Consider the following 13,453-nt stretch of genomic DNA (forward strand, 5'->3'; position numbering starts at 1 on the left):
CAGCTCCTTAGGGGGTGAGGGTGAAGGGTCGGAAGGTGCGTGGCCCGTAGAGCCGGTCCAGCACCTGGTCGAGTTCGCGCAGCAGCCGCCAGGCGTCGTCGGGCCGGGCGTCCAGGGACCGCTGCCGACAGCCCCGCGCGAAGGCGTGCAGCTCGCGGGGCGCACGCGACCCCATCAGCCAGCTCATGCAGCGGCTGGCCATCGCGATGTCGGTGCCCGGTCCGGCGGGCCGCTTGCGGGGGACCTCCTCCGGATACCAGTCCTCCTGGCCGGGCACGAGCGCCGGGATGGTGGTGCCGGTGGGGGCGGAGAAACACCAGTCGACAAGCACGACGCCGTGGCCGTCCGGCTCGATCAGCACGTGTCGGGGCAGGACCGCGCCGTGCACCACGCCCGCCCGGTGGGCCAGGCCGAGCACCACCAGCAGCCGCCGCCACATCCAGGCCGCGTCCCGGGCGTCCAACCCGTCGGGGTACGCGCGCCGCACCTCGTCCAGGTCGTGCAGCCCGGGTGCGGTGGCGATGACGTTGATCCGTCGTTCGGCGCCGGACGCGGTGTCGCGGTGCGGAAACTCGTCGACGAGCCGGGGCACGTACGGCAGGTAGCGCGGGTCGCCGCGCTCGGCGATGGTGCGCAGGGCGTGTGCCTCGCGGGCCAGCAGGTCGTTGTCGGTGGGCCGTCGGGGGAGCTTGAGCAGACGGTCGGCACCGACGTCGAAGAGGTCGGCCAGGTCACCGGAGTGGGCCGGCGCGCCGAGCCGGTAGTCGCCGAGGACGGTGACCTGCCGGGCCTGCCACCGGGTGGTGACGTGGACGAACGCGTCGAGGGCCTCGGCGCGTACCGCGGGGTCGGCCGGCAGGCGGTCGGGGTGCAGGGCCGCGACCAGCTCGCGGTAACGCCGGGCCGGCTGGTCCGTGCCGAACAGGTCGGCGTCGGTGTGGGCCGCCGCGACCAGGCCGATGGCCGCCGCCGTCCTCATCGCACCGTCTCCTCGCGGGCGGGGCGCAGCAGCGCCGGGTGCAGCAGGCGGGCGTCGCCGGCCCGGTAGAGGCGGGCGCGGGGGCCGCCGCGGGAGCCGCCGCGTTCGGTGCTGGCGCCGGTGCTCTCCACGAAGCCGGGCACGGAGAGCACCTTGCGGTGGAAGTTGCCGGCGTGCAGCGGGTGACCCCAGACCGTCTCGTAGACCGTGCGTAGCTCGCTGATCGTGAACTCGGCGTCGAGGAAGCGCGTGGCGAGCGGGGTGTATTCCAGCTTGGACCGGGCACGCTCCAGCCCGTCGTCGATGATCCGGCCGTGGTCGAAGGCGAGCTGTCGGCTGGTCAACGCGGTGACCGGCAGCCAGATCGCGGCGTCGGCGTCGGTGCCGGCGGCCGGATCCGGCAGGTCGGGGGCGAACGCGAGGTGCGCGATCGAGACGACACGCATCCGCGGGTCGCGGTCGGGGGTGCCATAGCTGCCCAACTGCTCCAGGTGTACGCGGCGCAGCCGGTCGCCGCCGAGCCCGGTCTCCTCGGCCAACTCCCGTCGGGCGCCGGCGGCCAGGTCCTCGTCGGGTTGGACGAAGCCGCCGGGCAGCGCCCAGTGCCCCGCGAAGGGCTGCTGACCGCGCTGGATCAGCAGCAGGTGCAGCGCACCGTCGCGGATGGTCAGCGCCACCACGTCGACGGTCACCGCGACCGACGGGTAGGCCCGTGGGTCGTACGCGGCCAGGAACTCCTGCTCGTTCATCGCGTCTCTCTCAGGTTGAGAACATCTCGCTCTGAGAATAACTTAACGTACGAGGGCACCCCTGCCAACCCGGAAATCGTCAGCGCACGAAACCCGCCAGGTGCGGACGCCCGCGCGAGTCGTGCAGGGCGAACCCGCCGTCCGGCAACAGGGTGAAGTTCACCGTGCTCGGCAGCGACACGGGCGCCTTGAAGGCGACCTCGACGGTGTAGGCGTCCGGCAGCCGGTTCTCCAGGGCGGCCAGACAGCGGGCCTTGCTCCACATGCCGTGCGCGATCGGCCGGCGGAAGCCGAACAGCCGCGCGCCCAGGAGCGAGGTGTGGATCGGATTGTGGTCCCCGGAGACCCGCGCGTACGTCGTGCCGACCCGGGGATCCACCCGCCAACGGGCCGTGGCGGCCGGTGCGTCGGGACGCCTACCGCGGTCGCCCCCGCCGCCGGGCTTGCGTTCTCGACCCAGGTACGTCGAGACACCCTCCCAGACCGTCTCGCCGTCGACCGATCCCACCAGCACCACGTCCACCTGCCGTCCCCGGGCGTGCGGGCGCAGGTTCTCCGCGTACGTCGTGAAGTCGAGGGTCTCGTCGGCGCTGATCGGGCGGCGCACGGTGATCCGGTTGCCCACGTGCACCAGGCCGATCAGTGGAATGGGGAACTCCGGCATGGTCATCAGCCGCAGACTCAGCGGGAACCCCAGGACGTGCGGAAAGGTGCCGGGCAGACGGTCGGCGAGCCGGAACCCACAGACCCGGTCGTAGTCGGCCAGCTGTGCCCGGTCGACGGTCACGCCGCGCACGGCCAGCTCGACGGCCGGCAGGTCGGGACCACGTCGCCGCCCGCCACCGAGACCCGGTAGCGCGCCGAGCACCGCCCGCCGGTGCAGCGCCCCGGCCGCCGGCATCCGAGCCAGTTCGACAGGGGTACGACCGCCGGACTCCGGCCGGAGCGCCGCGGCCCGCGTCTCCGCCGACAGCGTCTCCGTCGGGCCGTCGATCAACTCGTGCAGGGAGAGGTCGTCGTCCGGCTCCTTCCGGCGGCCCATCACGCCCCCAGCAGGCTCTGGCCGCAGACCCGGACCACGTTGCCGCTGACCGCACCGCTGGCCGGCCAGGCGAGCCAGCCGATCGTCTCGGCCACGTCCACCGGCAATCCGCCCTGGGCCAGGCTGTTCATGCGTCGGCCCGCCTCGCGGACCACGAGCGGGATGCGCGCGGTCAGCCGGGTCTCGATGAAGCCCGGGGCCACCGCGTTGACGCTGATCCCCCGCGCGCGCAGGGCCGGGGCGAGCGAGTCGACCAACCCGATCACGCCGGCCTTGCTCGTCGCGTAGTTCGTCTGCCCCCGGTTGCCGGCGATCCCGGCGATCGACGAGACCGCGACGATCCGCCCGCCGGCCGGAATCAGCCCCCGCTCCAGCAGCACGTCGTTGATCCGCTCCTGGCTGGAGAGGTTGACGTCGATGACCTGGTCCCACCGGTCAGCGTCCATCCGGCCGAGCGTCTTGTCCCGGGTGATGCCGGCGTTGTGCACCACCACGTCGACCCGGCCGTGCCTGCTGGCCAGGTGGTCGGCGAGCCGGGTCGGCGCGTCCGGCGCGGTCAGGTCGAGCTGCACGGCCGTACCGCCGATGTCGTTCGCCACCGCGGCGAGGGCGTCCCCGGCGGCCGGGATGTCCAGCGCCACGACCTGCGCGCCGTCGCGGGCGAGCACCGTCGCGAGCGCCGCACCGATGCCCCGGGCCGCGCCGGTGACGAGCACGACCTGGCCGTCCAGCGGGCGGTCCCAGTCCGCCGGGGCGCTCGCCGCGCCGACGCCGACCCGGATGACCTGGCCCGAGACGTACGCGGACCGGCCGGACAGCAGGAACCGGACTGTCGATTCGAGGCTGGTGAGTGTGCCGGCGTCGTCACCGGCGCGGGTGACGGCGACGAGCTGCGCGGTGGTGCCCCGGCCGAACTCCTTGCCGATGCTGCGGACCAGCCCCTCCAGGGCGCGCTGGGCGGTCGCCTCGCGGGGCGTCGCGCACTCCTGCGGCGGGGTGCCGAGCACGATCACCCGACCGCTGGGCAGCAACGTCCGGGCCTGCGGGTGGAAGAAGTCGTAGAGCTGGCGGAGCTGGGCGGAGTCGGTGATCCCGGTGGCGTCGTACACCAGGGCTCCGAAGCGGTCCTCTGTCGCGGCGGTGGTGGTGTCGCGCAGCTCGACCCCGGCGGTGGTCAGGATCTTGGCGAGCGGCTCGGCGAGCCGGCCGCCGGTGGCCGCGCCGAGCAGGGCCGGCCCGGCCAGCAGCGGGTCGCCGGGGTGGTGCCGGCGCAGTCGGGGCGGGTCGGGCAGCCCGAGGCGCTTGACCAGCGCGCGGCCGGCGGCCGATTGGACGAAGCTCGCGTACCTGTCGGTCATGGGCGTAGCCTACTGGCGAGTAGGGTTCGAGCAACACAGGTCGAGGAGGCGGATCGTGCAAAGCATCCGGCGGGTCGCGGTCATCGGGGGCAACCGCATCCCCTTCGCCCGTTCCAACTCCCGCTATGCCGACGCGTCCAACTCGGACCTGCTCGGTGCCGCGCTGGACGGCCTGATCGCCAGGTACGGGCTGGCCGGGCAGCGCGTCGGCGAGGTGGTGACCGGCGCGGTGCTCAAACACTCCCGCGACTTCAACCTCACCCGCGAGGTGGTCCTCGGTTCCCGGCTCGACCCGCACACCCCGGCGTACGACATCCAGCAGGCCTGCGGCACCGGCCTGGAGGTGGCGATCCTGGTCGCCAACAAGATCGCCCTCGGCCAACTCGACGTGGGCATCGCCGGCGGCGTCGACACCACCTCCGACGCCCCGCTCGCGGTCAACGAGGAGATGCGCCGCACGCTGCTCAAACTCAACTCCGCCCGCACCCTGGGCGAACGACTCAAGGTCGCGGCGAAGCTGCGGCCACTCCAGCCGTTCAAACCGGAGATCCCGCGCAACGCCGAACCGCGCACCGGCCTGTCCATGGGCGACCACGCCGCCCGCACCGCCCTGCGCTGGCAGATCGACAGGCGATCCCAGGACGAGCTGGCGCTGCGCTCACACCAACGGCTGGCCGCCGCGTACGACCGGAACTTCTTCGACGACCTGATGACGCCGTACCTGGGGCTGACCCGCGATGCGAATCTTCGCCCCGACACCAGCCTGGAGAAGCTCGGTTCGCTGAAGCCGGCCTTCGGCACCCGCGGCCCGGACGCCGAGCACGCCACCATGACCGCCGGCAACTCGTCGCCGCTCACCGACGGCGCCTCCACCGTGCTGCTGGCCAGCGAGGAGTGGGCGGCCGCGCACAACCTGCCGGTGCTGGCCTGGTTCAGCTGGTCGGAGACGGCAGCCGTCGACTTCGTGCACGGCGACGAGGGGCTGCTGATGGCACCCGCCTACGCGGTGCCCCGGATGCTGGCCCGCGCCGGGCTGACGTTGCAGGACTTCGACTACTACGAGATCCACGAGGCGTTCGCCTCGCAGGTGCTGGCCACCCTCGCCGCCTGGGAGTCGCCGGAGTTCTGCAAGGACCGCCTCGGCCTGGACGCGCCGCTGGGCGCGATCGACACCGACCGGCTCAACGTCAACGGCTCGTCGCTGGCCGCCGGGCACCCGTTCGCCGCCACCGGCGGGCGGATCGTGGCGACCCTGGCCAAGCTGCTTGCCGAGAAGGGCAGCGGACGCGGGCTGATCTCCATCTGCGCGGCCGGTGGCCAGGGTGTGACCGCGATCCTGGAACGCTGAGCGCAGCAGCCCGGACAGCCCGGCCCGGTCCAGGCGCCGGTCGGCGGGTGCGGGACAATGAGGTACGTGACGACGATCCCCAACGTGCTGGCCAACCGGTACGCCTCGCCCGAACTGGTCGCCCTCTGGTCTCCGGAGGAGAAGGTCCGGATGGAGCGGCGGCTCTGGCTCGCCGTGCTCCGCGCTCAGCGCGACCTGGGTGTGGCCGTGCCGGACGGCGTGGTCGAGGCGTACGAGCGGGTGCTCGACCAGGTCGACCTCGCCTCGATCGCCGAGCGGGAGCGGGTCACCCGGCACGACGTGAAGGCCCGGATCGAGGAGTTCAGCGCGCTCGCCGGGCACGAGCACGTGCACAAGGGGATGACCTCACGGGACCTCACCGAGAACGTCGAGCAGCTTCAGGTGCGTGCCTCGCTGGAGCTGATCCGGGACCGGGTGGTGGCCGCCCTCGCCCGGTTGGCGTGGCTGGCGTACGAGCACTCCGAGCTGGTCATGACCGGCCGTTCGCACAACGTGGCGGCGCAGGCCACCACGCTGGGCAAGCGCTTCGCGTCGGCGGCGGAGGAGCTGCTCATCGCGTACGAGCGGTTGGAGGACCTGATCGCCCGCTATCCGCTGCGGGGGATCAAGGGACCGGTCGGTACGGCCGCCGACCAGCTTGACCTCTTCGACGGCGACGCCGACAAGGTGGCCGAGTTGGAACGGCGGGTCGCCGAGCACCTGGGCTTCTCCCGGGTGCTGGACAGCGTCGGGCAGGTCTACCCGCGTTCGCTCGACTTCGACGTGCTGGCCGCGCTGGCGCAGACCGCCGCCGCGCCGTCGTCGCTGGCCACCACGATCCGGTTGATGGTCGGCCAGGAGTTGGCCACCGAGGGCTTCAAGCCGGGTCAGGTCGGTTCCAGCGCGATGCCGCACAAGATGAACACCCGCTCGTCGGAGCGGGTTAACGGCTTCGCGGTGATCATCCGGGGTTACCTGTCGATGGTCGGCGAGCTGGCCGGTGACCAGTGGAACGAGGGGGACGTGTCCTGCTCGGTGGTCCGCCGGGTGGCCCTGCCGGACGCGTTCTTCGCCGCCGACGGGTTGTTCCAGACGTTCCTCACCGTGCTCGACGAGTTCGGCGCGTACCCGGCGGTGATCAACCGGGAGTTGGAGCGGTTCCTGCCGTTCCTCGCCACCACGAAGATCCTGGTGGCGGCGGTCCGGCGGGGTGTCGGCCGGGAGGTCGCCCACGAGGTGATCAAGGAGCACTCGGTCGCGGTGGCCCTGGCCATGCGCGAACAGGGCTCGCCGGAGAACGACCTGTTCGACAGGTTGGCGGCCGACGGCCGGCTCGGCCTGTCCCGCACCGACATCGACGCCCTGGTCGCGGACCGATCCGCCTTCGTCGGCGCCGCCGCCGCCCAGGTCGAAGCGATCACCCGTCGAATCACCAAGGTAGTCCAAACTCACCCAAACGCCGCAACCTACGCCCCACCCCCCATCCTCTAACCCCCACCCCGCCCAGCCACCACCCCACCCCACCCGCCCCCACCCGCCCCGCCTCGGTGATCAAGAGGTTTACGTCAACTTTGATCTCCTACCTGACGCAAACCTCTTGATCACCGGACGGGATGCGGGTGGGTGGGGGCGGGGTGGGGTTCGGGCGGGGTGGGGTGGGTGGGGTGGGGTGGGTTAGTCGCCGGTTGCGGTTTCTGCTGCCGATCTCAGGTTGGGGGCGCTTGCCGGTTCGGCGATGCCACCTGGCGATTCCGTGAAGCCCGCGACCTCCGCGGTCTCCGCGGCGACCGCCGGCTGGTCGGCCGGCATGACCTCGGGCATCTTGGGTACGGCGACCACCGCCGTTCCGTACGCGCAGATCTCCATCCACATCTCGCCGCAGTCGCGGCTGTCGAAGCGCATGCCGATCACCGCGTTCGCGCCGAGCCGCAGGGCCTCCTCGCCGAGCCGGGACACCGAGTCGGTGCGCCACCGGGTCAGGTTGTCCGGGGCCATCGGGTCGTACGCGCCGCCGCGCAGGTTCTTGACCCCCTCGCGGTACGGGTTGCGTGTCCTGGCCATCGAGGACACGACCTCGCCCAGAATCTGGCGGATCTCATAGCCGGGCAGTTGCTCCGTCGTCACGACCAGCACGGTTCCGATGCTGTCAGGAGTGGCCTGACCCGATCGGGTGCATTGTTCACCTGATCGGATGCTGCAAAACAGCGCGGCGCGGACGGCCGACACGGGGCCGACCATCCGCGCCGCGTGTGGCGTTAACCGTCAGACACCGGCCACCGAGGTGATCCAGGCCCGGTTGTACGCAACGCTGCCGTAATTCTGGATGCTGTAGCCGTCGGCGGTGGAGGCGACGCCGACCTGCTGGCCGTTGTAGAACTGGGGGCCGCCGGAGTCGCCCCGCCAGGCGTTACCGCTGATCTCCGTGCTGCGGATCGCCTGCCCGCCGTACGCGTCGGTGACGCTGTTGCTGGTAACCCGCACGGTGGCGGTCTTGAGCTGGCTGGACGCGGAGCAGCCGCTGTAGCAGGTCATGCCCCACCCGTAGATCGAGTTGGTCGAGTTGATGGGCGGGTTGCTGCTGGCCAGGGTGACCGTCGACGTGCTGACCGTGCTGGAGAGCCGCATGAGGGCGAGGTCGTTGCGGGTGTAGGTGGCGCTCACCGTACGGGTGACTCCGCCCGAGGCGCGGTAGACGCTGCCAACCCGCACCGACATGGTGCCGCTGATGCAGTGGCGGGCGGTGAGCACCCACTGCGCGGCGATGACGCTGCCGGAGCAGGTGAACGAGCCGTTGCTCAGCACCGCTGCGGCCCAGGGCGCGGACGCGACGGTGTTGCCGCCGATGATGGGTTGCGGGCCGGGCGGGGCGGCGGACGCGCCGGAGGCGGCGCCGAGGGCACCGACCAGCGCGGTGCTGAGGACGGCGAGCAGGGGGCGGATGCGCATCGGGTGGACTCCTTGGACGGGCGGACCCGGGGTCGCCGGGTGCGGGAGGGCGACAGCGGGGGTTCCCACCAACGCCTACATCGACTTACATCGATGCACAATAAGCCTCGGGGCTGCCGTTATCAAGATTTTGATCGGGATTGATCAATGTAACGATTCGGCTACCGAAAGCGCCGTATATGTCCTGGTGGGGCCACCTGTCGCGCTCCCTGGGTCATCCTGAGCGTCGGTAATGTCGATCACTGCCTGAACTGCACCCGGCCGGTGCGCCCGTGGCGATATCTGCCAGGTACGCTGGCTGCGCTCGCCCGTTGTGGGTCGGCACCCAACTGCGTACACAGTCAGGAGTGCCCAGTGCCTCGCGTCGTCGTCGACGTCATGCTCAAGCCCGAGATCCTCGATCCGCAGGGCCAGGCCGTCGCAAACGCGCTGCCCCGGCTCGGCGTCGGTGACGTCGCCTCGGTTCGGATCGGCAGGCGGATCGAGATCGAGTTCACAGGTGAACCGGACCTGGACCGCGCTCGGGAGATTGCCGACAAGTTGCTTGCCAACCCGGTGATCGAAGACTTCACCATCCGCCTGGTCGAGGCCGACGAGACCGCGGGCGCCCGCTCGTGACCGCCCGGGTCGGTGTCGTCACCTTCCCCGGCTCGCTCGACGACGGGGACGCGGCCCGGGCCGTCCGGATCGCCGGTGCCGAGCCGGTCCGGCTCTGGCACGGTGACCCGGGTCTGTACGGGGTGGACGCGGTGGTGCTGCCCGGCGGCTTCTCCTACGGCGACTACCTGCGCTGCGGCGCCATCGCCCGGTTCGCCCCGGTGATGGAGACGATCGTGGACGCCGCCCAGGGCGGTCTGCCGGTGCTCGGCATCTGCAACGGCTTCCAGATCCTGTGCGAGGCGCACCTGCTGCCCGGCGCGCTCACCCGCAACCAGCACCTGCACTTCCGCAACCGGGACCAGGTCCTGCGCATCGAGTCGGCCGGCACCGCGTGGACCAACGCGTTCCAGCCCGGCCAGGAGGTGCTCATCCCGGTCAAGAACGGCGAGGGCTGCTACGTCGCGGACACCGCGACGCTGGACCAGCTCGAAGCCGAGGGCCGGGTGGTCGCCCGGTACGTCGGCGGCAACCCCAACGGGTCGCAGCGCGACATCGCCGCGATCACCAACGCCGCGGGCAACGTGGTCGGCATCATGCCGCACCCCGAGCATGCGGTGGAGGCGCTCACCGGTCCTTCGCTGGACGGCCTCGGCTTCTTCACGTCGGCCCTCAAGCACCTGGTGGGGACGCCGGCATGACCGGCGACACGATCATCGGTCTGCTCAACCGTCGGTCTGGCGGGCACGAGCGCAGCGAGGAGAGGTCATGACCACCCATCCGGACCCGGTACGCGACACGCCCGAGGCGTACTCCGCCCCGGCGCAGTCGGCCGAGCCGAGCGCGGCGCAGCCCGCCGCTCCGGCCCCGCTGGACACCGCCGTGTGGACCGAGGGCGTGGACACCGTGCCGCGCGCCGGTGGCACCCCGGGCGAGCTCCAGCCGTACACCGAGCTTGGTCTGCGCGACGACGAGTACGACCGGATCCGGCAGATCCTCGGCCGCCGGCCCACGCAGTCCGAGCTGGCGATGTACTCGATCATGTGGAGCGAGCACTGCTCCTACAAGTCGAGCAAGGTGCACCTGCGCCAGTTCGGCGAGAAGGCCGTGCACAGCGACCGGCTGCTCGCCGGCATCGGTGAGAACGCCGGTGTCGTGCAGGTCTCCGACGAGCTGGCGGTGACCTTCAAGGTCGAGTCGCACAACCACCCGAGCTTCGTCGAGCCGTACCAGGGTGCGGCGACCGGCGTCGGCGGCATCGTCCGGGACATCCTCGCCATGGGCGCCCGCCCGGTCGCGGTGATGGACCCGCTGCGCTTCGGTGCCGCGGACCACCCGGACACCGCCCGGGTGCTCACCGGCGTGGTCGCCGGTGTCGGCGGCTACGGCAACTGCCTCGGCCTGCCCAACATCGGTGGCGAGTTGGTCTTCGACCCCTCCTACCAGGGCAACCCCCTGCTCAACGCGCTGTGCCTGGGTGTGCTGCCGGTCAACCGGTTGCAGAACAAGGCTGCCGCCGGCCCGGGCAACGTTGTCGTCCTGATGGGTGCCAAGACCGGCCGGGACGGCATCGGCGGCGTCTCGGTGCTGGCCAGCGCCACCTTCGACGAGGGCAGCGAGGCACGCCGGCCGGCCGTGCAGGTCGGTGACCCGTTCACCGAGAAGCTGCTGATCGAGGCGTGCCTCGAGCTGTACGACGGCCAACTGGTCGTCGGCATCCAGGACCTCGGCGGCGCCGGGCTGACCTGCGCGCTCACCGAGACCGCCGCCGCTGCCGGCACCGGCATGCGGGTCTGGCTGGAGCGGGTGCCGCTGCGCGAGCCCTCGATGGACCCGCACGAGATCCTCGCCAGCGAGTCGCAGGAGCGGATGCTGCTGGTCGTCGAGCCGGACAAGCTGGACGCGGTGCTCAAGACCTGCGAGAAGTGGGGCGTGCTCGCCACCGCGATCGGTGAGGTCACCGCACCGGAGCCGGACGGCCGCCCCGGTCGACTGCTGATCACCTGGCAGGACCACCTGGTCGTCGACGTGCCACCGGGATCGCTTGTCGACGACGGTCCGGTCTACGCCCGGCCGATGCGTGAGCCGGCCGACCTGATCCTGCTCCAGGCCGACCGGGCCGAGACGCTGCCCCGCCCGGCCGACCCGGAGGCGCTGCGGGAGACCCTGCTGCGCATGATCGCGTCGCCGAACCTGGCCGACAAGACCTGGGTCACCGAGCAGTACGACCGCTACGTGCTGGGCAACACCGTGCTCGCCCAGCCGGAGGACGGCGGGGTGATCCGGATCGACGAGCGGACCGGACTCGGCGTGGCGCTGTCGGTGGACGGCAACGGCCGGTACGCGAGGCTCGACCCGTACCACGGCACCAAGCTGGCGCTGGCCGAGGCGTACCGGAACGTGGCGGTGACCGGCGCGAAGCCGATCGCCGTGACCAACTGCCTCAACTTCGGCTCCCCGGAGGACCCGGGCGTGATGTGGCAGTTCGCCGAGGCCGTGCGCGGCCTCGCGGACGGCTGCCTGGAGCTGGGCATCCCGGTGACCGGCGGCAACGTCAGCTTCTACAACCAGACCGGCGCGGCGGCCATCCACCCGACCCCCGTGGTCGGTGTGCTGGGTGTGCTGGACAACGTCGCCGACCGGGTGCCGATGGGCTTCGTCCCGCGGCCCGGTGGCGACCACGACCAGCTCTACCTGCTCGGCGAGACGAACGTGGAGCTGTCCGGCTCGGAGTGGGCCTGGGTGACGCACGAGCACCTCGGCGGCATCCCGCCGCAGGTCGACCTTCTCCGGGAGAAGGCGCTGGCCGACCTGCTGGCCGAGGCCGCCCGGGTGGGTCACCTGGCCTCCGCGCACGACCTCTCCGACGGCGGCCTCGCCCAGAGCCTGGTCGAGTCCTGCCTGCGCCGCGGCGTCGGTGCCCGCATCGCGGTGCCGGAGCAGTTCGCCGAGGGCTCGATGCCGTTCGTCTACCTGTTCAGCGAGTCCGCCACGCGGGCGCTGGTGTCGGTGCCGCGCGGCCACGACAAGGCGTTCGCGGCGCTCTGCGCCGAGCGGGGGGTGCCGTTCGAGCTGATCGGTGTCACCGACCCGACCGGCGGCGCCCTTGAGGTGCACGGCCAGTTCCGGATCGAGCTGGACGAGCTGCGCCGGGCGCACACCGAGACGTTGCCGCGCCTCTTCGGGGGTTCGGCGGCCGTCGAGGTGCCCGCGCCGGCCACCGGCGTGGCGGGCGCGGTCGAGGCCGTCCCACTGCCGGTCGCCCCGGCGGAGCGGATCGACCCGGCTGAGGTGCTCTCCGAGCCGATCGCCTCTTCGGGGCCGTCCCCGGAGACCGGCGCTGTCGAGCCGATCGGTCCGGCACAGCCTGGCCGGTCGTCCGAGTCTGACACCGGTGTCACCGAACCGTCGCCTGACGAGCGCTGAGGCGTTGGCGGCCGCTGTCTACGGCCAACCCGGCTCCGGTGCCCGGTTCGACTGGGGGCTGACCGGGGCGGCCGAGCTCGGCCGGGTCTGCGCGGCGCTGGTGGTGGTGGACGTGCTGTCGTTCACCACCGCCGTGGAGGTGGCGGTCGCCCGGGGCATGCGGGTGCACCCGTTCCCCTGGGGTGAGCAGGCCGCCGAGTACGCGGTGCGCGTCGGCGCGGTCGCGGCGGTGGGAAGACGGCAGGTGAGCGCGGAACACCCGTGGTCGCTCTCGCCCGCCGCGCTGAGCACCGCACCGGTGGTGGCGGATCTGGTGCTCCCCTCACCGAACGGCTCCGCGATCAGCGCCGCCGCCAGCGCCACCGGCCTGCCGGTGGTCGCGGCGTGCCTGCGTAACGCACCGGCCGTCGGGCGTTGGCTACGACGCCAGGGGTACGGCACCGTGGACGCTCCGATCGGCGTGATCGCCTCCGGGGAACGGTGGCCGGACGGGTCGCTGCGCCCGTCGGTGGAGGACCAACTCGGTGCCGCCTCGGTGCTCGACGCTCTCTCCGGCGTACCGGGCGGGCTGTCCGTGGAGGCCGCCATGGCACTCGCCGCGCTGGCGAGCACCCCGGATGTGCCAGCCGCCGTGCGGGGGAGCGTGTCCGGGCGGGAGTTGACCGAGGGCGGCTTCGCCGAGGACGTGAACGTCGCCGTCCGGATCGGCGTGTCGGACGTCGTGCCGGTGCTCAACCAGGGTGTCTTCGCCGCCGCCTGAGGGTGTACCTGAGTGATCAACTCCGCGTGCAGGAAGCCGCGGGGTCCAGACAGCCGGGACACTTTTTTCTTGACCACGAGTAGATCGTGAATGCGAAACGGCCACCCGGAGATCCGGGTGGCCGCTTCCGTGCGCTGTGTTCGGTCAGTCGTCCAGCCAGTCGAGACGTCGGCCACCCCGGTCGGTCGGGGGCGGGGTCTCCGGTCGGGGCCGCCCGGCGGTCGGTTGGCCGTAGCCGCCCTGCTCGT

12 protein-coding genes are annotated in these 13,453 nt (G+C 71.9%); 6 read left to right on the forward strand and 6 right to left on the reverse strand.

The features are described 5' to 3' along the window. Positions 1-7 precede the first annotated feature (7 nt). The 4 genes from AB0C01_RS18425 to AB0C01_RS18440 all read right to left on the reverse strand — a co-directional run bounded on the left by AB0C01_RS18425 (position 8) and on the right by AB0C01_RS18440 (position 4,128). Positions 8-979 carry a serine/threonine protein kinase gene (locus AB0C01_RS18425; RefSeq protein WP_357571674.1) on the reverse strand — a complete coding sequence of 324 codons (972 nt, stop codon included), beginning with the start codon at positions 977-979 and terminating at the stop codon, positions 8-10. Next, positions 976-1,728: an NUDIX domain-containing protein gene (locus tag AB0C01_RS18430; RefSeq protein ID WP_357243509.1), complete on the reverse strand. Its 753-nt coding sequence runs from the start codon at positions 1,726-1,728 to the stop codon at positions 976-978. Before AB0C01_RS18430 ends, AB0C01_RS18425 begins: the two co-directional genes overlap by 4 nt. A gap of 79 nt (positions 1,729-1,807) precedes the next feature. Continuing rightward, positions 1,808-2,629 carry a MaoC/PaaZ C-terminal domain-containing protein gene (locus AB0C01_RS18435; protein ID WP_357244085.1) on the reverse strand — a complete coding sequence of 274 codons (822 nt, stop codon included), beginning with the start codon at positions 2,627-2,629 and terminating at the stop codon, positions 1,808-1,810. 140 nt (positions 2,630-2,769) lie between these two features. Next, positions 2,770-4,128: a 3-oxoacyl-ACP reductase gene (locus AB0C01_RS18440; protein ID WP_357571675.1), complete on the reverse strand. Its 1,359-nt coding sequence runs from the start codon at positions 4,126-4,128 to the stop codon at positions 2,770-2,772. A gap of 55 nt (positions 4,129-4,183) precedes the next feature. On the opposite strand from AB0C01_RS18440, the gene AB0C01_RS18445 reads away from it, so the two are divergent. Together AB0C01_RS18445 and purB are read left to right on the forward strand one after the other, a co-directional pair. Beyond that, positions 4,184-5,476: an acetyl-CoA C-acetyltransferase gene (locus tag AB0C01_RS18445; RefSeq protein ID WP_357571676.1), complete on the forward strand. Its 1,293-nt coding sequence runs from the start codon at positions 4,184-4,186 to the stop codon at positions 5,474-5,476. A gap of 66 nt (positions 5,477-5,542) precedes the next feature. Next, on the forward strand, positions 5,543-6,967 hold the full coding sequence (purB, locus tag AB0C01_RS18450; protein WP_357243518.1) for an adenylosuccinate lyase: 1,425 nt from the start codon (positions 5,543-5,545) through the stop codon (positions 6,965-6,967). A gap of 183 nt (positions 6,968-7,150) precedes the next feature. On the opposite strand, the gene AB0C01_RS18455 is transcribed toward purB, so the two are convergent. Continuing rightward, complete coding sequence (locus tag AB0C01_RS18455; RefSeq protein ID WP_357571677.1) at positions 7,151-7,714, reverse strand: YbjQ family protein; 564 nt, start codon at positions 7,712-7,714, stop codon at positions 7,151-7,153. A 24-nt stretch (positions 7,715-7,738) separates the two neighbouring features. Beyond that, positions 7,739-8,422, reverse strand: a complete 684-nt coding sequence (locus AB0C01_RS18460; RefSeq protein ID WP_357243524.1) for a trypsin-like serine protease — start codon at positions 8,420-8,422, stop codon at positions 7,739-7,741. 354 nt (positions 8,423-8,776) lie between these two features. Between AB0C01_RS18460 and purS the strand changes: the two genes are divergently transcribed. The 4 genes from purS to AB0C01_RS18480 all read left to right on the forward strand — a co-directional run bounded on the left by purS (position 8,777) and on the right by AB0C01_RS18480 (position 13,205). Further along, positions 8,777-9,040 (forward strand): phosphoribosylformylglycinamidine synthase subunit PurS, encoded by a 264-nt coding sequence (gene purS / locus AB0C01_RS18465; RefSeq protein ID WP_357243527.1) that lies wholly within the window; start codon positions 8,777-8,779, stop codon positions 9,038-9,040. Then, positions 9,037-9,720: a phosphoribosylformylglycinamidine synthase subunit PurQ gene (gene purQ / locus AB0C01_RS18470; protein WP_357243530.1), complete on the forward strand. Its 684-nt coding sequence runs from the start codon at positions 9,037-9,039 to the stop codon at positions 9,718-9,720. Before purS ends, purQ begins: the two co-directional genes overlap by 4 nt. A 67-nt stretch (positions 9,721-9,787) precedes the next feature. Further along, a complete protein-coding gene (purL, locus tag AB0C01_RS18475; protein ID WP_357571678.1) occupies positions 9,788-12,445 on the forward strand; it encodes a phosphoribosylformylglycinamidine synthase subunit PurL in 2,658 nt (885 codons plus the stop codon). 4 nt (positions 12,446-12,449) lie between these two features. Next, complete coding sequence (locus AB0C01_RS18480) at positions 12,450-13,205, forward strand: 2-phosphosulfolactate phosphatase (protein ID WP_357244089.1); 756 nt, start codon at positions 12,450-12,452, stop codon at positions 13,203-13,205. The last annotated feature ends 248 nt before the right edge of the window (positions 13,206-13,453 follow it).

It is taken from the genome of Micromonospora sp. NPDC048905 (assembly GCF_040649655.1).
Lineage (GTDB): Bacteria > Actinomycetota > Actinomycetes > Mycobacteriales > Micromonosporaceae > Micromonospora.

Coding starts and splice junctions, on each gene's coding strand:
- AB0C01_RS18425 (WP_357571674.1), bottom strand. CDS start 979: ATGAGGACGGCGGCGGCCATCGGCCTGGTCGCGGCGGCCCACACCGAC.
- AB0C01_RS18430 (WP_357243509.1), bottom strand. CDS start 1,728: ATGAACGAGCAGGAGTTCCTGGCCGCGTACGACCCACGGGCCTACCCG.
- AB0C01_RS18435 (WP_357244085.1), bottom strand. CDS start 2,629: ATGCCGGCGGCCGGGGCGCTGCACCGGCGGGCGGTGCTCGGCGCGCTA.
- AB0C01_RS18440 (WP_357571675.1), bottom strand. CDS start 4,128: ATGACCGACAGGTACGCGAGCTTCGTCCAATCGGCCGCCGGCCGCGCG.
- AB0C01_RS18455 (WP_357571677.1), bottom strand. CDS start 7,714: ATGGTCGGCCCCGTGTCGGCCGTCCGCGCCGCGCTGTTTTGCAGCATC.
- AB0C01_RS18460 (WP_357243524.1), bottom strand. CDS start 8,422: ATGCGCATCCGCCCCCTGCTCGCCGTCCTCAGCACCGCGCTGGTCGGT.
- purL (WP_357571678.1), top strand. CDS start 9,788: ATGACCACCCATCCGGACCCGGTACGCGACACGCCCGAGGCGTACTCC.